General features: G+C 68.4%; 23 protein-coding genes. 12 read left to right on the forward strand and 11 right to left on the reverse strand.

Annotated features, from left to right (window positions below; genetic code table 11):
• Positions 1–3: 3 nt before the first annotated feature.
• The 5 genes from EJI01_RS03695 to EJI01_RS03715 form a co-directional block, all read right to left on the reverse strand.
• Positions 4–1887, reverse strand: a complete 1884-nt coding sequence (locus EJI01_RS03695) for an amidohydrolase (protein WP_126835772.1) — start codon at positions 1885–1887, stop codon at positions 4–6.
• Positions 1880–2173 carry a XapX domain-containing protein gene (locus EJI01_RS03700; protein ID WP_126835773.1) on the reverse strand — a complete coding sequence of 98 codons (294 nt, stop codon included), beginning with the start codon at positions 2171–2173 and terminating at the stop codon, positions 1880–1882. The genes EJI01_RS03695 and EJI01_RS03700 overlap by 8 nt, the downstream gene beginning before the upstream one ends.
• Before the next feature lie 9 nt (positions 2174–2182).
• Entirely contained in the window at positions 2183–2836 is a 654-nt protein-coding gene (locus EJI01_RS03705) for a hydrolase (protein ID WP_126835774.1), read from the reverse strand.
• 288 nt (positions 2837–3124) lie between these two features.
• Positions 3125–3526, reverse strand: coding sequence for a putative toxin-antitoxin system toxin component, PIN family (locus tag EJI01_RS03710; RefSeq protein WP_126835775.1), 402 nt, complete (start codon positions 3524–3526; stop codon positions 3125–3127).
• A 49-nt stretch (positions 3527–3575) separates the two neighbouring features.
• Positions 3576–6500, reverse strand: a complete 2925-nt coding sequence (locus EJI01_RS03715) for a C1 family peptidase (protein WP_126835776.1) — start codon at positions 6498–6500, stop codon at positions 3576–3578.
• Positions 6501–6665: 165 nt separating this feature from the next.
• Here EJI01_RS03715 and EJI01_RS03720 point away from each other — a divergent pair, with 165 nt between their 5' ends.
• The 4 genes from EJI01_RS03720 (at position 6666) to EJI01_RS03735 (ending at position 8848) form a co-directional block, all read left to right on the forward strand.
• Positions 6666–7094 carry a CBS domain-containing protein gene (locus tag EJI01_RS03720; protein ID WP_126835777.1) on the forward strand — a complete coding sequence of 143 codons (429 nt, stop codon included), beginning with the start codon at positions 6666–6668 and terminating at the stop codon, positions 7092–7094.
• A 98-nt stretch (positions 7095–7192) separates the two neighbouring features.
• Positions 7193–7525: a hypothetical protein gene (locus tag EJI01_RS03725; RefSeq protein ID WP_126835778.1), complete on the forward strand. Its 333-nt coding sequence runs from the start codon at positions 7193–7195 to the stop codon at positions 7523–7525.
• A gap of 165 nt (positions 7526–7690) precedes the next feature.
• Complete coding sequence (locus EJI01_RS03730) at positions 7691–7888, forward strand: hypothetical protein (protein ID WP_126835779.1); 198 nt, start codon at positions 7691–7693, stop codon at positions 7886–7888.
• Between the two features lie 9 nt (positions 7889–7897).
• Positions 7898–8848 (forward strand): alpha/beta fold hydrolase, encoded by a 951-nt coding sequence (locus tag EJI01_RS03735; RefSeq protein ID WP_126835780.1) that lies wholly within the window; start codon positions 7898–7900, stop codon positions 8846–8848.
• A 13-nt stretch (positions 8849–8861) separates the two neighbouring features.
• Here the strand turns inward: EJI01_RS03735 and EJI01_RS03740 are convergent, their stop codons facing one another.
• A complete protein-coding gene (locus EJI01_RS03740; protein WP_126835781.1) occupies positions 8862–10094 on the reverse strand; it encodes a class I SAM-dependent RNA methyltransferase in 1233 nt (410 codons plus the stop codon).
• A 106-nt stretch (positions 10095–10200) separates the two neighbouring features.
• On the opposite strand from EJI01_RS03740, the gene EJI01_RS03745 reads away from it, so the two are divergent.
• The 7 genes from EJI01_RS03745 to EJI01_RS03770 all read left to right on the forward strand — a co-directional run bounded on the left by EJI01_RS03745 (position 10201) and on the right by EJI01_RS03770 (position 15245).
• The gene (locus tag EJI01_RS03745) at positions 10201–10860 is read left to right on the forward strand and encodes a response regulator (RefSeq protein ID WP_126835782.1); all 660 of its coding nucleotides are present in this window, start codon (positions 10201–10203) and stop codon (positions 10858–10860) included.
• On the forward strand, positions 10860–12716 hold the full coding sequence (locus EJI01_RS03750; protein WP_126835783.1) for an ATP-binding protein: 1857 nt from the start codon (positions 10860–10862) through the stop codon (positions 12714–12716). The genes EJI01_RS03745 and EJI01_RS03750 overlap by 1 nt, the downstream gene beginning before the upstream one ends.
• A gap of 132 nt (positions 12717–12848) precedes the next feature.
• Entirely contained in the window at positions 12849–13142 is a 294-nt protein-coding gene (locus EJI01_RS03755; protein WP_126835784.1) for a hypothetical protein, read from the forward strand.
• Between the two features lie 5 nt (positions 13143–13147).
• Complete coding sequence (locus EJI01_RS29205; protein ID WP_260602308.1) at positions 13148–13270, forward strand: hypothetical protein; 123 nt, start codon at positions 13148–13150, stop codon at positions 13268–13270.
• A gap of 28 nt (positions 13271–13298) precedes the next feature.
• Positions 13299–13886, forward strand: a complete 588-nt coding sequence (locus EJI01_RS03760) for a cytochrome b (protein ID WP_126835785.1) — start codon at positions 13299–13301, stop codon at positions 13884–13886.
• Between the two features lie 143 nt (positions 13887–14029).
• Positions 14030–14569, forward strand: coding sequence for a YceI family protein (locus EJI01_RS03765; protein ID WP_260602310.1), 540 nt, complete (start codon positions 14030–14032; stop codon positions 14567–14569).
• A 46-nt stretch (positions 14570–14615) separates the two neighbouring features.
• On the forward strand, positions 14616–15245 hold the full coding sequence (locus EJI01_RS03770; RefSeq protein WP_185878805.1) for a YceI family protein: 630 nt from the start codon (positions 14616–14618) through the stop codon (positions 15243–15245).
• Here the strand turns inward: EJI01_RS03770 and EJI01_RS03775 are convergent.
• Positions 15226–16260 (reverse strand): GSU2403 family nucleotidyltransferase fold protein, encoded by a 1035-nt coding sequence (locus EJI01_RS03775; RefSeq protein ID WP_221885631.1) that lies wholly within the window; start codon positions 16258–16260, stop codon positions 15226–15228. The genes EJI01_RS03770 and EJI01_RS03775 overlap by 20 nt on opposite strands.
• Positions 16261–16454: 194 nt before the next feature.
• On the opposite strand from EJI01_RS03775, the gene EJI01_RS03780 reads away from it, so the two are divergent.
• Positions 16455–16826 carry a hypothetical protein gene (locus tag EJI01_RS03780; protein WP_126835789.1) on the forward strand — a complete coding sequence of 124 codons (372 nt, stop codon included), beginning with the start codon at positions 16455–16457 and terminating at the stop codon, positions 16824–16826.
• A 6-nt stretch (positions 16827–16832) separates the two neighbouring features.
• Here EJI01_RS03780 and EJI01_RS03785 read toward each other — a convergent pair whose 3' ends face one another.
• The 4 genes from EJI01_RS03785 to lptA are packed head-to-tail and all read right to left on the reverse strand — an operon-like array spanning position 16833 to position 21540.
• Positions 16833–18437 carry a phospholipase D family protein gene (locus EJI01_RS03785; RefSeq protein ID WP_260602312.1) on the reverse strand — a complete coding sequence of 535 codons (1605 nt, stop codon included), beginning with the start codon at positions 18435–18437 and terminating at the stop codon, positions 16833–16835.
• Positions 18438–18490: 53 nt separating this feature from the next.
• Positions 18491–20071 carry an RNA polymerase factor sigma-54 gene (locus EJI01_RS03790; protein WP_126835791.1) on the reverse strand — a complete coding sequence of 527 codons (1581 nt, stop codon included), beginning with the start codon at positions 20069–20071 and terminating at the stop codon, positions 18491–18493.
• An 18-nt stretch (positions 20072–20089) separates the two neighbouring features.
• Entirely contained in the window at positions 20090–20866 is a 777-nt protein-coding gene (gene lptB, locus EJI01_RS03795) for an LPS export ABC transporter ATP-binding protein (RefSeq protein ID WP_126835792.1), read from the reverse strand.
• On the reverse strand, positions 20863–21540 hold the full coding sequence (lptA, locus tag EJI01_RS03800; protein WP_126835793.1) for a lipopolysaccharide transport periplasmic protein LptA: 678 nt from the start codon (positions 21538–21540) through the stop codon (positions 20863–20865). The genes lptB and lptA overlap by 4 nt, the downstream gene beginning before the upstream one ends.
• Positions 21541–21553: the final 13 nt, after the last annotated feature.

Below are 21553 nucleotides of genomic sequence, written 5' to 3' on the forward strand. Positions count from 1 at the left end.
CCATCACACCGCCCAGCAGGCGCAGCCGAGCGCGCCCCAGAAGCTCTTCAGGTCGGCGATGGGCAGTTGGCTGCTCCAGGCCGTCGCGTGCCGGTGGCCGTGCACGTTGCAGTCATTGGCGCAGGCGCAGGCCATCGCGGCGTGGCGCAAGGTCTTCTGCAACGGCACCCCCTCCTTGTCGCCCCATCCCGCGTAGCCGCCGAAGGCGCGCACCGGCGACCAGTCGGGCATGGCCGGCGGCGGCCTGCCCTCGTCGTGCGCCGCGAACGCGCCCGCGCCATAGACCACCTTGCCGCCCACCATCGTCAGCAGCGCGGTGGTGTCGGCGATTTCCGATTCGGGGCAGGCGAAGAAATCGCGGTCCGGCACGATGAGATCGGCGAACTGCCCGACCTCGATGCGCCCCTTCTTGCCCACCTCGTTGGAGAACCAGGTCACGTTCTCGGTCCACATGCGCAGCGCGGCCTCGCGGTCCAGGCAGTTGCGCTGCGGATAGATCTGCATGCCGCCCACCGTCTTGCCGGTGATGAGCCAAGAGAGCGAGACCCACGGGTTGTAGGAAGCGACGCGCGTGGCATCGGTGCCGGCCGAGACCTTGACGCCTTTTTCCAGCATGCGCTTGACCGGCGGCGTGGCCTCGGCCGCGCCGGGCCCATAGCGCTCGACGAAGTACTCGCCCTGGTAGGCCATGCGGTGCTGCACCGCGATGCCGCCGCCGAGCGCGGCGATGCGGTCGATGGATTGCTCGGAAATGGTCTCGGCATGGTCGAAGAACCAGTTGAGGCCGGCCAGCGGAATGTCGCGGTTCACCTTCTCGAACACGTCGAGCGCGCGCGTGATGGTCTCGTCATAGGTCGCGTGCATGCGCCAGGGCCACTTGTTCTCAGCCAGGATGCGCACCACCTCCTCGAGCTCGCCTTCCATCTCGGGCGCCATGTCCGGCCGCGGCTGGCGGAAGTCCTCGAAGTCGGCAGCCGAGAACACCAGCATCTCGCCCGCGCCGTTGTGGCGGAAGTAGTCGTCGCCCTGCTTGTACTTCGATGTCGCGGTCCAGTTCAGGAAGTCCTGCTTCTCCTGCTTGGCCTTCTGCGTGAAAAGGTTGTAGGCCAGGCGGATCGTCAGCTGGCCGGCGTCGGCGAGCTGCTGGATGACCTGGTAGTCCTCGGGGTAGTTCTGAAAGCCGCCGCCGGCGTCGATGGCGCCCGTGACGCCGAGCCGGTTGAGCTCGCGCATGAAGTGGCGCGTCGAATTGAGCTGGTACTCCATCGGCAGCTTCGGCCCCTTGGCGAGCGTCGCATAGAGGATCGCGGCATTCGGCTTGGCCAGCAGCAGGCCGGTCGGGTTGCCGCCGGCGTCGCGCACGATCTCGCCGCCTGGCGGGGCCGGTGTGTCTTTGGTGTAGCCCACCGCGCGCAGCGCTGCCCCGTTGAGCAGCGCGCGATCGTAGAGATGGAGGATGAACACCGGCGTGTCGGGCGCGACGGCGTTGAGCTCCTCGAGGGTCGGCAGCCGCTTCTCGGCGAACTGGTGCTCGGTGAAACCGCCCACCACGCGCACCCATTGCGGCGCCGGCGTCACCGCCACCTGGCGCTTGAGCATGCCCATCGCATCGGCCAGGCTCCTGACGCCGTCCCAGCGCAGCTCGAGGTTGTAGTTGAGGCCGCCGCGAATGATGTGGATGTGGTTGTCGATCAGGCCGGGCAGCACGCGCTTGCCCAGCAGGTCGATGACCTTGGTCGCGGGGCCGGCCATGGGCAGGATGTCCTCGTCCCGTCCCACGTGGGTGAAGCGGCCGTTCTTGACGGCCACGGCACTGGCCGTCGGGTTGCTGCGGTCCAGCGTGGCGAACAGGCCGCGGTGCAGGATCAGGTCGGGCGCTTCAGCCACGGGGGGCCTCCGGCGGCGCGGCCTGCGCCACCTGCTGCTGTTGTTGCGACGAGCATTTCGGCAGCTCGCCGAACATGTGCGGCTTGACCTGCTCGTGCAGCCACGAGGTCGAGGCCGGGGTCGCGTTGAACACCTGCCGCACCAGCGGCGGCAGCTGCTCGCCGACCAGGATGCCCAGCAGGCCGACCAGCGCGATCACCGGCGGCGCCGGCGAACGCACGTTGAACAGCGCATAGATCACGCCGACCAGCAGGCCGACCGCCAGGGAGACGATGTAGGGCTTCATCGCGTCCCCTCAGCCTTCGTGGGCGCCGAACATGGTCTTGGCGTAGATGATGCCCAGGCCGTAGGCGCCGCCGAACTTCTTGGCGATGCCGATGGTCATGTCGTAGGTCTCGGTGCGGGCCCAGTCGCGCTGCAGCTCGAGCAGGTACTGCAGCGAGGTCATCGGCCGGGCGCCGGCCTGCACCATGCGGTCCATGGCGCGGTTGTGGGCCTCGGCGGAGACGTCGCCGCAGGCATCGGCGATCACGTAGACCTCGAAGCCCTGGTCGAGCGCCGACAGCGCCGGGCCGACGATGCATACGCCGGTCCACAGGCCGGCCAGCACGATGCGGCTCTTGCCGATCTCGTTGATGCGCTTGATCACGTTCGCGTCCTCCCAGGTGTTCATGGAGGTGCGGTCGATCATCTTCTGTTCGGGGAAGGCGGCCGCGATCTCCTCGAACATAGGGCCCGAGAAGCTCTTCTCGGCCACCGTGGTGAGGATCGTCGAGGCGCCGAAGCCGGCGGCCGCATGCGCGACCAGCGCGGCATTGTTGCGCAGCGAGACCGCATCGATCGAGTGGGTGGCAAAGGCCATCTGCGACTGGAAGTCGATCATGACCAGCGTGTGGTCCTTCGGCGTGAGCAGCTTGGCGCCGGGCGTAGGGGTGGCAGTGACGGGCATGGGAAGGTCCTTTCGGGTGACGGGTGGCGGCAAAGATGACAGCGCCAGTTTGAAAGCGCAAGAACGGAAGCGGAACTGCCAAAGGGGACGGGAGGCAACACCCTCTTTTGGGCTAGGGGCCTGTAAACGCCATTTTGCGGGGTCGCGAAGGCCTGCCAGGAGCGCAACGCCGAGTGGCGCGCCCTGGCAGGCCTTCCCTTCGGGTTACCCAGCCAAGTGGCCGTCTGCGGCGTTGCATCCAGCCCCTTGGCTGGGCAACGCGATCCCCGCAAATAGCGTTAGCAGGCCCTAGATGCCGGACACTTCGACACCGAGCGCCGCCAGCCGCTTGCGCATCGCGAGCACCGCGCGGTCCTTGCTCAGGAGCCGCGCGCGGTGCGCCACCGCGAGGTCGATGAAGATCTGGTCCTCGGGGTCGCTGCACGCGCAGGGCGCGCGCGCCGGGGCCTCGCTCACAGGCCCCACCCGGCGGTCGAAGGCCGCCAGCACGCTCGCGGCATCGCGCCCGTTCTGCGCCAGGCGCGCGGCGATCAGCCGATAGCCGAGCACGCGCTCGAACTCGTCGCGCATCGCCGCGGTGGCGAGCCAGCGCAGCTCGCCGGCGTCGAGGGCCGCGGCAAGCGGCAGGCAGGCAGGGTCGTCGAAGACCAGCAGGTCGAGGGCGATGTTGGTGTCGATCACGAGGGTCATGGGCGAAGCGGCGCTTTTCCTTATGCCCCCCGATCCTAAGAGCCGGCGCTCAGAAGCCCCGCAGATCGTCCACCGGCAGCGCGAGCTCGGTGCCGGTGATGCGCTTGAGCGTGCGCGTGACGATGTCGAGATCGTTGTCGAAGCCGCCGTGCGCCGCGGCTTGCAGCACGGGCCGGCCCGCCGCGTCCTTCGCCACCTGCACGCGCTCGTCCTTGACCCGCTTGGTGCGGCTGTCGAGTTTGGCGGCCTTGGCGGCCTGGCGCCAGAGCGCGAGCGCCTCGCCCGTGTCGGAGGAGCCGTCCCAGCCGGAATAGGCCTCGTCGTGGATGCGGTCCAGGCCCAGGATGGGCGTGTGCAGGTCGGGCTCGAGCGCATTGGAGACGAAGTACAGGAGCGACTTGCGGTAGGCCGGGCTGACGCTGTCTTCGCGTTCGATCTTGTCCGACAGCACATCGATGTGGAGGCGTTCCATCACGGTCGAGCTGCCGGCGTAGTGGCGGTTGGCGAAGGCCACTGAGCACGCGGGCGCATAGAGATTCACCGACGCGAGCCGGTCCTCGAGGCCGCCATCGCGCCCAGCGCGCCGGCGCGCGGCCAGCGCGCTCAGCATGTGGCCGATCGCGATCGAACCTGCCGAATGGCCGACCAGATGAAGCTCGAACTGCGCGCCCCAGCTGCCGGCGAGCGACTGGATCGCATCGAGCAGCAGATCGCCGCCGTGGCGCTCCGCGAAGGCCAACTCGGCGTTCTCCTTCATCTCGGTCCACAGCGGGCGCGCGAAGGGCCGCCCGATGCTCTTCTCGACGAACGGGTCGGTCCGGTCGCTGATCCATTCGCCAATGCCGGCGCCGGCCGGCTGCGGCTGGATGCGGATGCGTTCCGAAAGGATGTTGCGGATGGATTCGAAAAGGCCGGTCTTCCAGATCAGGAACAGCGGATAGCAGCCGTTGCCGATGAAGTAGCGGCCCATGGCGCCGGCGCGCCTGATCGCTTCGTCTTCGTTGTTGAGCCCGCCATGCACGTAAAGCACCAGGCGCTTGCGCTCGCCGGCCTGCTTGCGGAACCACTCGTCCGGCAGCACGTAGGCCTGCTGCTGCAGCTTGCGCGGCTGCTCGTCTTCCGTCAGGTAGCGGCTCACGCGGCCGTCGTTGCCGAGCACGATGCTGTGCTGGTAGGCCAGCGCGGTGTCCCACCACTTGCTGCGGTCGGCGGTCGAGATGCCGGCGGCGCCGCCGCTGCCGGTGCCGGCCACGGCCAGCCGGCCGGCGATCACGCCCGGCACGCCGAGCGAGGCGACCCAGGCGTCCATCGCATTGGCCAGCCAGTCGAGGTAGCTGAGCACGGCGAAGCCGCCGGCACCCCACTTGCCGCCCCAGGAGTTCTGCAGGATGAAGCCTTGCGCATTGAAGCCGATCAGCGCGAAGGCATGGCCGCCGGTTTCGGAGCGCCGGCCGTCGAAGGCGATCACCGGCAGGTCGGCATGCACCTTCGGCGCCGCCGAGTGCGGCACCGCGTCCCAGCCGGCATGCGTGAAGGCGGAGGCGAAGACCGCGCGGTGCTGCGCGATCGCGGCCTGCATGTCGGTGATCGAGCTGGTGTCGATGCGGTAGTAGACGCCGAGGGTGTTCTGCACGGCCCGCGTCGCGAAGCCGTACTTCGCGGGATTCGATTTCTCCGGCAGGTAGGGCCAGTCCGGCTCCAGGCAGACGCCGTGGTTGAACCAGCCCTTGAGCGCGCCGCGGCAGCTCGAGCCTTCGTAGTTCTCGCCTTCGTATTCGTCGTGCCGGCGCGCCAGCGTGTAGAGCATGCGCGGGCTCACGGAGGGCATCTGCGCCGGCAGCCCGGCCTTGACCCAGCGCAGGTAGTTGACGACGCAGCTCAGGCCGAAGCCGGTGCACGCCCCTTCGCGGCCCTGGTCGAGGATCAGGCCGGCCTTGGTGTAGGCCGGCAGGTACTCGCGCATTTCCTTCACGGGCGGGAATTCGTCCGGCAGGCTGATCGCGGGCGGCTGGTAGAGGCGATCGCGCAGGTCGGCGGCGTCCTTGCGCGTGAGCGAGTCGGTCGAGCGGCGCGCGGCCGGCTGCGGCTCGGCCGGCGCAGCGGCGGCAGCGCCTCGCCCGGCGCCGCCGGCGCCCGCGCGCACTGGCGGCCAGACGGTCTTTGCGCGCTCGAACAGGTCCCTGAAGCGATCGAGCCCGTGCGCGCCGCCGTTCACCAGCTTGCGGGCTGCCGCCAAGCCGTCCTTGCCGTCGATGCCGTCGTTCCTGATCGCCTGGCGGAACTTGGTCGCCCGGTCGGCCAGGAACAGCGCGAGCAGCACCGCGGCGACTTCGGGCGCGTTGGCCCGCTCGGGGCTGGTGTCGAGCGGCACGCCGATGCGCTTGCCGTATTTCGTGTAGTTGTCCTTGCCGGTGAGCTGGACGAAGCCGCGGCCGCGGTAGCGCTCGCCGTCGCCGGCCTGGCTGTTGCCCAGGTCGCCGCGCGTGTCGTACTTGCTGAAGGGCGGGCCGCCGGGCGGCGTGTTGTATTTCGATGGCGCCTCGGCGATCGGCACGAAGCCCTCGGTCTCGGCGCGGATGGTGCCGAGCGCGCCCAGGATCATCGGCCGGTCGGTAAGCTCGGCAACGCCGAGCGCCGCTTCGATGTAGGGCAGGTAGCGCGCGATGTTGGCCGGCTTGGTGGCGGGAAAGAGGCGGCTGACGCTGCCCACGTTGAGCGCCAGCTCGAACCTGTTCGCGTCCAGCGCGAGGAGGTCGAGCAGCAGCTGGCATCGCGGCCCGACCACGCCGTCGCCGATGAGGCCGACGCCGGCCTGCCAGCGGCGTATCGCGGCATCGAAGTCTTCGTCGATCGGGGTGCCTGGTTTGGTGAGCGAAGGAAACATGCCGGCGTCTGCGCCGAGCGCATTTGCGATCGCTCGGCGCAGGCGGTCCACGTCGTCGCCAACGCTTCCCTTGCTCATCAGGATGTGCATCGCAGCTCCTCGCGCGGCGGTGGTCGCCGCGCGTCGCATGGTGATGCGCGCGGGTGCGGGTGTCCATCTCCCGAAATGCGTAGACCTTCGGCGTGGGGCCTATGATTTGCGCTGGCGCGGCCCTTGCGTGGGTTGCACGCGAACGTTTCTCCAGGAAGGCTTTCCATGAAACCTGTTTCCGAATTGCTCAAGCGCCGCGATTCCGCCGCCTGGCGCATCGAACCCGGCGCGACGATGTTCGACGCGCTGGAGGCGCTGGCCCGTCATGAGGTCGGCGCGCTGATGGTGATGTCGCACGACAAGCTCGTCGGCGTGATCTCGGAGCGCGACTACACGCGCAAGGTGGCGCTGCAGGGCCGGAACTCCAAGGAGGTGCTGGTGGCCGAGCTCATGACGCCCGATGTACTGACCGTGACGCCCGCCACCCGCACGCGCGAATGCATGACGCTGATGAGCCAGAAGCGCATCCGCCACCTGCCGGTGGTCGAGGGCGACAAGGTGGTCGGCATGATCTCGATCCGCGACCTGATGGACGACATCATCGCCGACCACGAAGAGACCATCGAGCAGCTGCGCACCTACATACAGAGCTGAGCGCTCCGGGGCGCGCAGACGCATTCGCGGGATTGAAGGGCGCCGCCGTCCGCAGCACGATTGCTCCGCGCGGCCAATCCGCGAAGAAGGAGCTCTTCATGACCACTCTGTCGATCCAGGTCCTGGCGCTGGCGCTGCCGCTGGCCTTCGCTGCGCATGTCCGCGCCGATGCACCGAACTTCGTCGCATCCGCAACCGTACAGCAGCTCAAGTACGTCTACCTGCGATGCGCCGAAGTATCCGCCAACGAGGTGCTGGACCGCGGCACCGCGGCGCATTGCTTGCTGGTGGCCGACGCGCTGCGCGACCGCGGCTTCGACGGCAGTTTCGAGCGCATGCTGCGCTGGTGGCACGTGGCGCGCGAGGCGCGCGCCGGGCAAGGGGAGGACGGCGGCGGCTCCTCCGCAACCACATCGGCAGTCATGCCTTGAGGCGTGCGGCAACCCGCAGGGTCGCCCCCCTTGGCATATGGCGCCGTTCGCAGTTCAATCGGCGGCTGGCTCCTAGTCCGATGCAGGTCTTCTGACAAGAGCACTTTTGGAGGAGGTGCAAGGGCGTCTGCCTTGCCACACTTCCGAAAATGGAAGGAAGTTGCCGTGACAAAGAAAATTCAGCTCAATGACGAACAGTGGAAAACCCTGCAGGCGCTGTACGAGGCCGCCGCCAGGCGATCGCCCACCGATTCGATCAAGGTTTCCAGCCGCCTCCGGTCCAACGGCTTCGTCGCTTCGGACCAGCGTGGCACCTTCTTCCTGACCGACCAGGGCCTCAGCCGGTTGAGCCAGGGGCGCTAGGACCTTTTCATGGGCCTCGCTGCGATCGACGAATTCGAAACCGTCGAGATCCAGACGGACGAGACCCATATCCATGCGCGCTGGTCCGGCTCCGGCCCGCCGATCCTGCTGTTGCACGGCTTTCCGCAGACGCACCTGATGTGGCGCAGCGTGGCGCCGCTGCTGGCCCGCAACTTCACCGTGGTCTGCGCCGATCTTCGCGGCTATGGGCGAAGCGGCTGCCCGGCCTCCGCGCCCGACCATGCGCCGTATTCGAAGCGTGCCATGGCACGCGACATGGCGATCGTCATGGAGCGGCTGGGCTTCCCGCATTTCTCCATTGCCGGACATGACCGCGGCGGCCGTGTCGCCTACCGCATGGCGCTCGACCATCCGAGCCGCGTCGACCGGCTCGCCGTCCTCGACATCCTGCCGACGGAAACGGTGTGGGCCCGCGCCGACGCCCGCTTCGCGCTCGGCTATTGGCCCTGGTCGCTGCTGGCCCAGCCCGAACCGCTGCCGGAACGTCTTCTGGCCGCGGCGCCCGAGGCCATCCTCGACGCTGCGCTCGGCGGCTGGGGCTCTCCCGCGGCGGTGTTCCCGCCGGAAGTGCGCTCGGCCTATCTGGAGACGCTGCAGGACCCCCAGCGCATCCACGCGATCTGCGAGGAGTACCGCGCGGCCGCGAGCCTCGATCGCACGCACGACCAGGTCGACGTTGCCGGCCGGCGGCGCATGGACTGCCCCGTGCTTGCGCTGTGGGGCGCGCAGGGCGCGCTCGACACCTGGTATCCCGAAGCGGGCGGGCCGCTCGGGCTCTGGCGCGCATGGGCCGGGGACGTGCAGGGCCACGCCATCGATGCCGGCCATTTCTTCCCGGAGGAAGCGCCGGAAGCCACCGCCGAAGCCTTGACCCGCTTCTTCTCGGTGCCGGTTTCGAACCATCCGGCCGGACCGCTGCTGCATCGCGACCCTGCCTGAGCGAAGGGCGCCCTCAGACCCGGGTGCGCGCCGAACCCGCCACCATGTCGAAGCGGAACAGCCGGCACTCGATCGGCCCGTTCCACATCGGCACGCGGCGCGACTCCTTCAGCCGCATGCGCTTGGGCAACTGGAGGTCGGGCGTCAGCACCCACGCGGTCCAGCCGGCGTAGTTCTTCTTCCAGTGGCTGGCGAGCTGCACGAAGAACTCGCCGCCGTCCTCGGTCTGCGCCTCTTCGCGCCCACCGCCCTTGCCGCGCGATGCCGCGACGCCACCGACCTCGATGCGCTCGCCATAGGGCGGATTGAGCACGATCACGCCCGATTCGGCCGGCGGCATGCGCTGCAGCGCGTCGCCGCCCCTGAACTGCACCGCTTCGGCCACGCCTGCGCGCTCGGCATTGCGCTCGGCGAAGTCGACCATGCGGTGCGATACGTCGGAGCCGAAGATCGCGACCTCGGGCGCCGTAGCACGCTGCGAGGACGTGGCCTTGAGCCCCGACCACACGTGAGGCTGGAAGGGCAGCAACTTCTCGAAGCCGAAGCGCCTCTGCGACCCAGCCGCGATGCCGCGCGCGATCTGCGCCGCTTCGATGGCGATCGTGCCGCTGCCGCAACAGGGGTCGTAGAGCGGCTCCCCGGCGACTTCGCCGGTTTCGGGATTCCACCAGCCGCTGGCGGCCAGCATGGCGGCGGCCAGGGTTTCCTTCAGCGGCGCATCGCCCTTGTCCTGCCGCCAGCCGCGCTTGAAGAGCGGCTCGCCCGAGGTGTCGATGTAGAGCGTGCACTGGTCGGTGGCCAGGTGCGCGAACACGCGCGCGTCGGGCCACTGGGTCTCGATGCTGGGGCGCACGCCGTTCGCCTTGGCGCGGAAGCGGTCGGCGATCGCGTCCTTGATGCGCAGGGTGGCGAAGTTGAGGCTGGTGAGCGGGCTGTGCTGCGCCGTGGTCTCGATCTTGAAGGTCTGCTTGGGCGTGAACCAGATCTCCCAGGCCACGCCGCTCGCGATCGCGTAGAGGTCGTTCTCGCTGCGGTAGGGCGCGTGGGCCAGTTCGATCAGCACGCGCTGCGCGAGGCGGCTGTGCAGGTTGAGCTTCATGGCTTCGCGCCAGTCGGCACGCACGCGCACGCCGCCGCGCAGGGTCAGCAGGTCCTGGCCGACGCGGCCGGTGAGCGCATGCACTTCTTGCGCGAGAAAGTCTTCGACGCCGGCAGCGCAAGGCAGGAAAAGGGAGAGGTCGTTCATGGCGGGATTCGAAGGGCAGTATCCCATGCGGCCCTACCGCGTTTGCGCTATCGCCACGCAACTCCCCGGTGCGAAAATCGCCGGGTCGCGTCGCGAAGGGGCTCACATGACCACCAGCGTGCTGATTGTCGAAGACGAACCGGAGTTCATGCGCCGTTTCTCGGATGCGGTGCTGGCAGATCCCGGCCTGCAGCTCATCGCGGCGGTGGCCACTGGACGCGCGGCGCTGGCGATGCTGGATGCCCAGGCGCCCGACGTGATGCTGGTCGACCTCGGGCTGCCCGACATCGATGGCGTCGAGGTGATCCGCCACGCCGCCCGCCATCGGCCCCAGTGCGACGTGCTGGTGGTCACGATGTTCGGCGACGACCAGCACGTGCTGTCGTCGATCGAGGCCGGTGCCACCGGCTACCTGCTCAAGGACGCCGGGTCGGACCGCATCGCCGCCAGCATCCACGAAGTGCGCGCCGGCGGCTCGCCCATCAGCCCGAGCATCGCGCGCCGCGTGCTGGCGCGCTTCCGCGTGAGCGCGCAGGCGCCGGCCGCGACCCCGCCGTCGACGCCCGAGACGCCGTCTCCCTTGACCGAGCGCGAGACCGAGATCCTGCGCCTCACGGCCAAGGGCCTGAGCTTCGACACCATCGGGGAGCTGATCGACATCTCGCCGCACACCGTGGTCGCGCACGTGAAGAAGATCTACCGCAAGCTGGCCGTCCATTCGCGCGGCGAAGCGGTCTACGAAGCGAGCCAGATGGGATTGCTGTGATGCGTCGGCTGGCGGTCGCCATGCTGTTGGCGGCCTGTATGGCGGGCAGCGTCCATGCGGCATTGCAGGAGCCGCGCCAGGCCTCGGTGCTCGCGGCACCGGAGGTCCCGCGGACCCCGCCGCCGCCCGACGCGGCCTGGGAAGCGGTGGCGCTACCCGACGACGCCGGATACTCTCGCCCCGCGCGCGCCAAGGCGCCGGCCTGGTACCGCATCGGCTTCGACTACCCCGACGATCCGGCCCGGCAGGCGCGGTGGGCCGTCTATGTGCCCTACTTCTACGACGGCGGCGAGCTGTGGCTCAACGGCACGCTGCTCGCCGGCGTGCAGGAGAACACCGACCAGGTCTACGCGCGCACCTACCGGCCGCAGATGGCGGTATTTCCGGCACCGATGCTGCGCCCCGGCCGCAACGAGCTGGCGATCCGCGTCGCGGCCCCCAAGGGCTACCCGCTGCGCTTCCCGCGCGTCGCCATCGGGCCGCAGGCCGAGATCCAGCCGCTGCACGACCGCCGCCTGTTCTGGACCCGCACCGTGCCCGAGCTCACGGTGCTGGTCTCCGTGCTGGTCGCCGGCTTCGTGGTGTTCATCTGGTGGCGCCGCCGCAGCGAGGTGCTCTACGGACTGTTCGGCCTGGCGGCCGCGCTGTGGGCCACCCGCACCATGACCTTCCTGATCGATGCGATGCCCATCGCGCAGTGGCAGTGGTGGCGCGTGCTCTACCACAGCGCCACGGGCGGCTTCGTGGTCGTGATGGCGGTGTTCACGCTGCGCTATGCCGGCGTCCATCGGCCCCGACTGGAGCGCGGACTGGTGGCTTACGGGCTGCTGGGCCCGCTCGGCTTCGCACTCGGCGGCTTCGCTGCGGAGCCGTACGTGGCGCGCTACTGGCTGGGCGGCATGATGGTGGTCGGCCTGCTGATCATCGCGACCTCGATCGGCTATGCGCGCCGCCGCGGCACGCTGACCTCGGCCGTGCTCTCCGCCGTCATGGCGTTCGCGGTGCTGGTGGGCGTGCACGACTACCTGATCACCTGGGACCCGCGCCTGCTCGGGCGCTTCCTGCCGGAATGGGTCGGACATCGCATCCACCTCCTGCATTTCGGCTCGAACACGCTGCTGCTCGCGATGGCCGCGCTCCTGACAGCACGCTTCCTGCGCACGCTGCGCTCGCTCGAGGACCTGAACCGCACTCTGGAGACGCGCGTGGCCGACCGCGAGCGCGCGCTGGCCGCCAACTACGAGCGGCTGGCCGCCCTGGAGCGCGAGCACGCGGCCTCGGAAGAACGCCAGCTGATCATGCGCGACCTGCACGACGGCCTGGGCTCGCAGCTCTTCACCTCGCTGTCGCGCGTGGAGCGCGGCGACATGGACGACGGCCAGATCGCCACCGCACTGCGCGGCTGCATCGCCGACATGCGGCTCGCGCTCGACGCGCTCGCGTCCGACGAGCACAACCTCGGCGCCGCGCTCGGCAATTTCATGTTCCGCTGGGAGGCGCAGCTGATCGCCGCCGGCGTGCACCCCCGCTGGGACATCGACCTGCCCGACGACGCAATGACCCTGTCGCCGCACGCCGCGCTGCAATTGCTGCGGGTGGCGCAGGAGGCCTTGACCAACGTGCTCAAGCACGCGCGGGCCACGCGGGTCGAGGTGCGGCTGCACCAGATCGGCGACATGCTCGAGATGGAAGTCGAGGACGACGGCCGGGGGCTGGGCATCGCCCCGCGGCAGGGCCACGGACTCGGCAACATGGGCGCGCGCGCCCGGCGGCTCGGCGGCGAGCTCGAGATGCGATCGGGTGCCAGCGGCACCTGCGTCGTGCTGCGCCTGCCGATGACCACGCCGGTCGCCTGAGCGGCCCCGCGCGGCCACTCCCGCGAACGCGGGATCACGAACGCGAAGGCGGCATTTTCCGCGCGAGCCTTCCTGCCTAGATTTGCATGCACACGCCTTCATCGCGTGCCATCCGAAGGAAGGAAGGACCTCATGCAGTTCCAATCCCACGCAGCGTCCAGATACCGGCTGTCGGCGCTCGCCGGAAAAAGCCGGAAGAAAAGCCGCATGCCGCGGCTGCTGCTCGGTTCGGTGGCCATGGCCGCGATCCTGCTTGTCGGCCTGGCCCTGCTCGGCCACTGGCAAGCCGAGGCCAGCGGCGCCACGGTGCAGCGCCAGGCCCCGCCTGCGGCCGCCTATCGGAGCAGCGACCCCTCGGTACCCGCCGCAAGCGAGGTGCTGACCGACCGCACGTCCGAACAAGCCGATCACGTACCGACCTTCTGACCGCCATGAACGACCGGTTCAACTCCGACAAGGAAGAGCGCGATGCGCCCTGGCTCGTGGTGCCCTTCGTGCTGATGCTGGTGCTGGGCCTCGGCTTGCTGCTGATCGCGCGCTGGAGCCTCGGGTAGGCGGCTTGCGGGGCGATATGCTCCGGGCATGCCCGCCGAGCCGCTCCATCCCGCGCTTGCCCACGCCCCTTCCGATGCCCCGCGCTACGGCGCGGTCGCCATGGGGCTGCATTGGCTGCTGGCACTGCTGATCGTGGCCGCCTTCAGCGTCGGCCTCTACATGGCCGGCCTGGCCTTCTCGCCGATGCGTCTCAAGCTCATCAACTGGCACAAGTGGGCCGGCATCACGATCCTGACGCTCTCGGCCTTGCGCCTGCTGTGGCGCCTGTCGCACCCGCCGCCGCCGCTGCCGGCGCGCATCGTGGAAGCGATGGCGGGCTGGCAGCTCGTCGCGCACCGCGGCACGCATCTGCTGCTGTACCTGCTGTTCTTCGCCGTGCCGCTCTTCGGCTGGGCCTACAGCTCGGGGCTGGGCATTCCGGTCGTCTGGTTCGGCGTCGTGCCGCTGCCGGACTTGGTGCCGGTGGACAAGGACTTCGCCGAGGCGGTGCTGAAGCCGATGCACAAGGGCAGCGCATTCACGCTGGCCGCCGTAGTGCTGCTGCACGCGGCGGCGGCGCTCAAGCATCACCTTATCGACCGCGACGGCCTGCTGGAGCGGATGTGGCCAAAGTGAAGCTCCCCCCCAGGCTTGCCCACTTCGCGTGGCCGCCAACCCCCTCGCCGGGGGCAACACCAGCGGCCCGGCAAAGCCCGTTCCGCGGTGTTCCCCGAATGGGCCTGGCGGCGCCGGCCGCACGCGCACTGGGCGCTGTCGCCATGATCGCCATCGCAGGGCTGGCGAGCGCCATGGAACCGATGGCGAAGCTCGTCCCCGGCCACGGCCAGATCGTCTTCGTCACCAAGCAGATGGGCGTGCCGGTCGAAGGCGCGTTCAAGAAGTTCGACGCCCAGATCGCCTTCGACCCGCAGAAGCCCGAGGGAGGCACGGTCGCCATGCAGATCGACATGGGCAGCGCCACCCTCGGCGTGCCGCAAAGCGATGCCGAGCTGCCCAAGGCGCCATGGTTCGACACGGCGCGATTTCCCAAGGCCAACTTCCATTCGAGCAGGATCAAGACCCTCGGCGGCGGCCGCTTCGAGATCGCAGGCAGGCTCACGATCAAAGGCACTACCCAGGAGCTCGTGGTGCCGGTGACGATCACGCAATCCGCGGGTCAATCGGTGGCGACCGGAAGCTTTGCGATCCAGCGCCTCGCCTTCAAGATCGGCGAGGGCGAATGGACCGACACCTCGATGGTCGGCGACGACGTGCAGGTCCGTTTCAAGCTCGTGCTGACGGGCCTGCGTCCGCTTTGACCCTGACCTTCTTTCATTCTTTCATCGCCCCATTCGAAAGCTCGTCATGATCAAGTCCATTGCCCTCGTTGCACTCGCGGCCGCAGCGACCCTCGCCGCCGCGCAGCAGGCACCGGAGCTGCCCGCCCTGCCGGCAGGAGGTCCGGTCAAGGGCGCCAGCTACGTGGTCGACCCGACCCACACCTTCGTGATGTACGAGATGGGCCACTACGGCACCACCACCAACCGCGGCCGCTTCAGCACCAAGGACGGCACCGTCAAGATCGACGCCTCGGGCAAGAGCGGCAAGATCGACATCACGATGGATATCGGCTCCATCAACACCGGCGTCGATCTGCTCAACCGTCATGTGATGAGCAGGGACTTCTTCAACGTCGCGGAATTTCCGACCGGCCGCTTCGTGGCCGACAAGATCGACTTCAACGGCGACAAGGTGGTCGAGGTCGACGGCACGCTCACGCTGATGGGCCAGACGCGGCCCGTCAAGCTCAAGGCCAACCGCTTCGGCTGCTACCTGAGCCCGCTGATCAAGCGCCAGGTCTGCGGCGGCGACTTCGAGACCGTCGTGGAGCGCAGCGACTGGGGCATCACCTGGGGCATCAACTTCGGCTTCGAGAACAAGGTGCGGCTCTTGGTGCAGGTGGAAGCGGTCAACATCACCGACCGGCCGAGCTAGGCTTTTTTGTTGCCGGTGCGAGGGCCAGCTCGAACTGCTCGAGCGCTTGAGGATGTCCACTCAAGGCCCTGCGCAAAGCAGGCAGGCGGGTTCTCGCCGCTTCCTTCAGTGCGGCTGGCGCATTCCGAAACGATTCGGACAGAAGCTCGTCCTGCTGCTCGGCCAGGACGGCTCCCAGGGTCGCTGCCTGCAGCAGGTCCTTTTCGGCTTTCTCGGGCCTGGCCTTGCGCTGGGCGCTCGCATAGAGCTTGTGCCAGACGAAACGCTGCGGTTGCGGCAGCGTCAAGGGGATGCAATGACCCCCGGCCAGAGATGCGGCGCGACTGGGCTCCGCCAGCAGGTAGTCATAGTGGGGCACGGTCTCGGCATGCCATTTCAGCTGCGGCAGGAGAACGGTCTTTCCGAGCTCCTCGCCATGCGTCAGAACGTCGACCCGCAATCCATCCCTGCCCTGGAGCTTCACGGAGGTCGAGGGCGCCTGGCTCGGCATCCCGGGAACCGGATGAAAACCGAGCCTGGTGGCCTCCATCGCTTCAAGAAAGGACGCCGGCGCCGCAAGCCCCAGCCTTTGCCGAGCGGCAATGTCGACGTCATGCGTGCGGGCCGATATCGCCATCGCTCCGAGTTCATTCAACCAGGCCATGAAGCCCATGGTTCCGACCAGTGCGAGGCCCGCGCCCAGGATGCCCGCGTTGTGAAGCTCGACCAGGACGCTCGCCACGCCCTTGTCCGCCACCTGGAAATCGAGCTTCCTGAGGTTTCTCACCTGGGCGCTTGTCCATTGGGCGAACTCGATCTCGCGGGACATCTGGTCGAGTGCCGCGGTGTCTCCTTCTTTGCAGACGAGTTGCTCGGCCTTCTTGCCGGGCGCCGGATAGAAGACCCGATACCAGTAGGCATAGCCAGTCCCCTGGCGCAACTGAAGACTCCCTGGCGTTCCTTGAAGAAGGCGGCCGGCAGACGCAGTGCGCTCCTTGAGTTCGGCGTACTGCGTCCGGAAAGCCAGCTCATGCATGCGGTACAGGGCGTGCTGGACAGGCATCGATTCTTACCCCACAAAACTGAATTTTATGTGGTAAGTCTCGTTCTTTCGCCGGGTGTCCGCGCCGCAACATTCAGAAACAAGCTTCACAGAGCAGGCGGATCCTGCTTTACGCGGGCCGGGTGCAATGACTCTCAACGGCACTTCATGCCTTCAGGAGTTTCTTCATGAACATCGCGCACACCCGTTTCTTCAAGTGGATCGCCGCCGGCGCCCTCTCCGCCGCAGCCGTGCTGGGCGCAACGTCAGCCAGCGCCAGGGACCTCGCCGTGTCGGTGGGCATCCACGTGCCAGGTGTCGCCATCGGCATCGCCAGCCCGGTCCACTATGCCCCGGCGCCGGTGTACTACAACCCGCCGCCGCGGCACTACCGTCCGGTGCCCGTGTATGACTACCACCGCCCGGCGCCACGGCACTTCTACCGCCATGAATACCGCAACGAGTACCGGCACGGCCATCGCCATCACTACCGCCATGACCGCCATGACAGGCATGACCGCCATGACCGCCATGACCGACATGACCGTTATCGCTACTGATGAGGTCTAGAGCAGGCTCTCCGGCGCCAGCGGCGCCAGCAGCTCCAGCATCAGGTGGTCCCAGAAGCCCGCATCGGGCTCGCTGGTGAGCACCTGTTCGACGCCGGCCTCCTCGCTCACCCACTCCATTCTCTCGGTGCCCGGCGCGAACCGCACCTTGTAGGCGCCCTGCTGCTTAAGCACCTCGACCAGCTTCAGCACCTGCTGCGCCATTTCGCGGCTGAAGATGAAGAGGCCGATCTCGGTGTTGTGCAGTTCCGAGCGCGGGTCGAAGTTCATCGAGCCGACGAACAGCGTGCGCCCGTCGATCACGGCCGACTTGGCGTGCAGGCGTCCGATCTGCGTGCCGAACAGGCCCAGGCGCACGCTGCGCCGCGTGCGCACCGAGCTGAGCTCGTGGATCTCGGCGCCGAGCCGCAGCATGTCGGCGCGGTAGCGGCGGTAGCCGGTGTGGACCACGGGCTCGTCGGTGGCGGCCAGCGAGTTGGTGACCACGCTGATCTTCATACCGCGGCGGCGGATCTCGCGCAGCACCTCCAGCCCCTCCTTGCCGGGGATCAGGTAGGGCGACACCAGCGTCACGTCGGAACGCCCGCGCCGCATCTGCTCGACCACGTTGTAGCGCACGCTGTCGACGTCGAGCAGCGGCACGCCACCGTAGTTGACCTGCTTGCCGATCACGCGGTCGGGCGAATCGGCGTAGGCCTCGGCGGTGGTCCAGATGAGGTCGAGCTTGCCGGCGTTGAGGTTCTCGACGATCGGGCTGTAGCCCAGCAGGTCGTTGGGCGCCGGCGGGCGCGGCGCCGGCGTGGTGGCCGGGGCGGTCAGTGCCTCGAAGCGCCGCTGCCGTTCTTCGCGCGCGAGCGTGGGCGCGACCACGGTTTCGATCGGCCGCACATGCTCGCTGTTCCAGTACAGGTCGAACAGGCTGGAAAGGCGCGGGATCAACGCGCCGGCGACGAAGGTGTCGAGGTCGATGAAGTTCGCGCCGGCCGTCTGCGTGAAGTACGGGTTGCCGATGTTGCGCCCGCCGGCCACCGCCATCGCGCCGTCGGCGATGAAGAGCTTGTTGTGCATGCGCCGGTTGACGCGGTTGAAGTCGAAGAGCGAGGCCGAGAAGCGCCTGAGCACGCTGCCGCGCCCGGCCGGAAAGGGATTGAAGAGCCGCAGCTCCAGGTTGGGCGTCGCGGCCAGCGCGAGCAGCAGCTCGTCCTCGCCCGCGGTGTAGAGATCGTCCATCAGGAGCCGCACGCGCACGCCGCGCTGCGCGGCGTCGCGCAGCGTGCGCAGCAGGTAGCGGCCGGTCTCGTCGTTGTCGATCTGGTAGTACTGCACGTCGAGCGTGCGCTCGGCGCGGCGCGCGAGCTCGAGCCGCGTGTTGAGCGCGAAGTCGCCGCTGGGCATGAGCCGGAATCCGCTCAAGTCCGCATCCGGCTGCGAGGCCTTGGCGATGCGGCCCAGCGCGGTGTCGGTGGACAGGGGCATCGCCTTCGAGGGCGTGCGTTCGAATTCGGCCGGCAGCATCGCGCAGCCGCTGGCGAGAAGAACCGCCGCCATCAAGGCCAGGCCGAGGCGAATCCAGCTCGGGAGCGGACTCCGACGGCGGCTCATCGTTAGCGCCTGTTCACACATGAATCACCCCCGCGTTCATGTGCGAACAGGCCCTAAAGTGCCTTGCGCAGGTTCGCAGGCGCGATGCGCAGCGCCTCGCGGTACTTGGCCACCGTGCGGCGCGCGCACTCGATGCCCTGCTCCTTGAGCATCTCGGAGACCTGGCTGTCGGACAGCGGCTTCTTCACATCCTCGGCGCTCACGAACTGCTTGATCAGCGCGCGCACCGCGGTGCTGGAGGCGTTGCCGCCGGTTTCGGTGCCGAGGGCCGAGCCGAAGAAGTACTTGAGCTCGACGGTGCCGTAGGGCGTCGCCATGTACTTGGCGGTGGTCACGCGGCTGATGGTGGATTCGTGCAGGCCTAGCTCGTCGGCGATCTCACGCAGCACCAGCGGCCGCATCGCGAGCTCGCCGTGCACGAAGTAGCTCTTCTGCCGCTCGACGATCGCGTTGGAGACGCGCAGGATGGTGTCGAAGCGCTGCTGGATGTTCTTGATGAACCAGCGCGCTTCCTGCAGCCGCTGCGACAGCGCCTGGCTGCCCTCGCCCTTGTGCTGCTTGAGCGCGCCGGCGTAGATGTCGTGCACGCGCAGCCGCGGCATCACCTCGGGGTTGAGCATGACGCGGAACTTCGCGTTGGTGCCGTGGCCGATGCGCGTGACGATCACGTCGGGCACGACGATGTTTCGCTCGACGTCGACGAAGCGGCGCCCCGGCTTGGGTTCGAGCTTCGCGATCAGCTGCAGCGCGGCGCGCACCTCGTCCTCGTTGCTGCGCGTGAGCGTGGCCAGGCGCTTGAAGTCGCGCCGCGCGAGCAGCTCCATCGGCTGCTTGCAGATCGCGATGGCCGCCTTGCGCACCTGGGCCTCCCCCTCGCTCTCCCTGGCGCTCGCCAGCTGGCGCAGCTGGATGGTCAGGCATTCGGCGAGGCTGCGGGCGCCGACGCCGGCCGGCTCCAGGCTCTGCAGCAGGCCCAGCGCGACCTGGAAGTGGTGCACCAGCTCGTCGAACTGGTCGTTGTCGGCGCCCGCCAGGCCGGAGGCCAGCGCCGGCAGCGAATCCTCGAGGTAGCCGTCGTCGTTGAGCGACTCGATCAGGAAGCGCAGCGCGGCGCAGTCGTTCTCGTCCAGGCGCAGCGACAGCGCCTGCCGGTGCAGGAAGGACTGCAGCGATTCCTGGCTGCGCGCGAGCTCGGTCGCATCGGCGCGCTCGTCGTCGCCGAGGTTGTTGGCGCGCGCGGGCGCATCGCCGCCCCATTCGCTGTCGTCGGGCGCGAGGTCGACCGTGCCGTCGCCCTCCCAGTCGGGCTCGCTGTCGGCGGGCGCAGCGGCTTCGGCATCGCCGGTAGCGGCCACCGCCACCTCGGCCGGCGCCGCGGCCGGGCCGGGCGCGAAATCGGTCTCGCCTTCGGCCTGGCGGTCCTCGTCGCGCACCGGCGCATCGGCCACCTCCAGACCGAACTCCTCGCGCGGCGCCTCTTCGGCCGTGCGTTCGAGGAACGGGTTCTCGTCCAGCATCTGCTCCACTTCCTGGCTCAATTCGAGCGTGGAGAGCTGCAGCAGCCGGATCGACTGCTGGAGCTGCGGCGTGAGCGCCAGATGCTGGGAAACGCGAAGCGAGAGCCCTTGCTTCATCGAAATACGGCCCCCTCTCTACATCCGGAAATGTTCGCCCAGGTACACGCGTCGTACCTCGGCGTTGTCGACGATCTCCGAGGGCGTGCCTTGTGCCAGCACATGCCCGTCGCTGATGATGAAAGCGTGATCGCAGATGCCCAGCGTTTCGCGCACGTTGTGGTCGGTGATGAGCACACCGATGCCGCGTTCCTTCAGGAAGCTGATGATCCGCTGGATCTCGATCACCGCGATCGGGTCGATGCCCGCGAAGGGCTCGTCCAGCAGGATGAAGCGCGGTTGCGTGGCCAGCGCCCGCGCGATCTCGACGCGGCGGCGCTCGCCGCCCGACAGCGCCAGCGCGGGCGAGTCGCGCAGGTGATCGACGCGCAGGTCGTGCAGCAGTTCACCGAGGCGCTCCTCGATGCGCTGCTTCGACAGCGGCACCGGCCGGCCCGCGCCATCGGGTTCACGCTGCAGCTCGAGCACGGCGCGCACGTTCTCCTCGACCGTGAGCTTGCGGAAGATCGAGGCTTCCTGCGGCAGGTAGCTCAGGCCCATGCGCGCGCGGCGGTGGATCGGCATGTGCGCGATCGGTTCGCCGTCGATGCTGATCTCGCCCGCATCCGCCCGCACCAGCCCGACGATCATGTAGAACGACGTGGTCTTGCCCGCGCCGTTGGGCCCCAGCAAGCCGACCACCTCGCCCTTTTCCACGCCGAGCGATACGTCCTTGACGACCTTGCGGCTGCCGTAGCTCTTCTGCAGGCCACGCGCCTCGAGGCGGCTGCCCGGGACTTCGTTGCCGCCGTTCACTTGCGCTGCTCTCCACCGAGCGTGGTGGTCGAGCGCAGGCCCGTTCCGGACGCCGGCGCCGCGGGCCTGGCGGAACCGGCAGCGGGCGCCGAGGCGGCCGCCTTGGGCGTGAGAATGGCCTTGACGCGGCCGCCGGGCTGGGTCGCCACGCCCGCATTGGGCGGCAGCGGCGAGCCGTTGACGGTAAAGGTGTCGTTGCTCTGGTCGTAGACGATCAAGGCGCCGCTGCTTTCGTCGTTGGGCGTCGCGCCGACCAGGCGGCGCATCACCGCGCGGCGGATGAACTTCACGTTGTCGGCGCGGCTGTCGTACTCGATGACCTCCGACTCGCCCTCGATCCACTCGTCGGGGCCGGCGTCGCGCTTCTGCTTGAAATAGGCCAGCTTGCCGGGCGCGGCCGTGACCACGCCGTACTGGTAGCCCTCGGGATCCTGCCGCACGTCGATGCGCGTGCCGCGGATGATGATGGTGCCCTTGGTCACCACCACGTTGCCGGTAAAGACGCTGGTCTGCTTGAGGTCGTCGTAGCGCATGGCGTCGGCCTCGATGTTCATCGGCTTGGTGCGGTCCGCCTTCTCGGCCTGCGCCGCCGACACGAAGCCGGCCACACCCAAGGCGAATACCAAAGCACGACAAAGGTGGCGGAGGAAGGGAGAGGAAGGTAACGACGTCATAAAAGGCACGAAA

The sequence above is a fragment of the Variovorax sp. MHTC-1 genome (assembly GCF_003984645.1).
In the GTDB taxonomy this organism is placed as follows: domain Bacteria; phylum Pseudomonadota; class Gammaproteobacteria; order Burkholderiales; family Burkholderiaceae_C; genus Variovorax.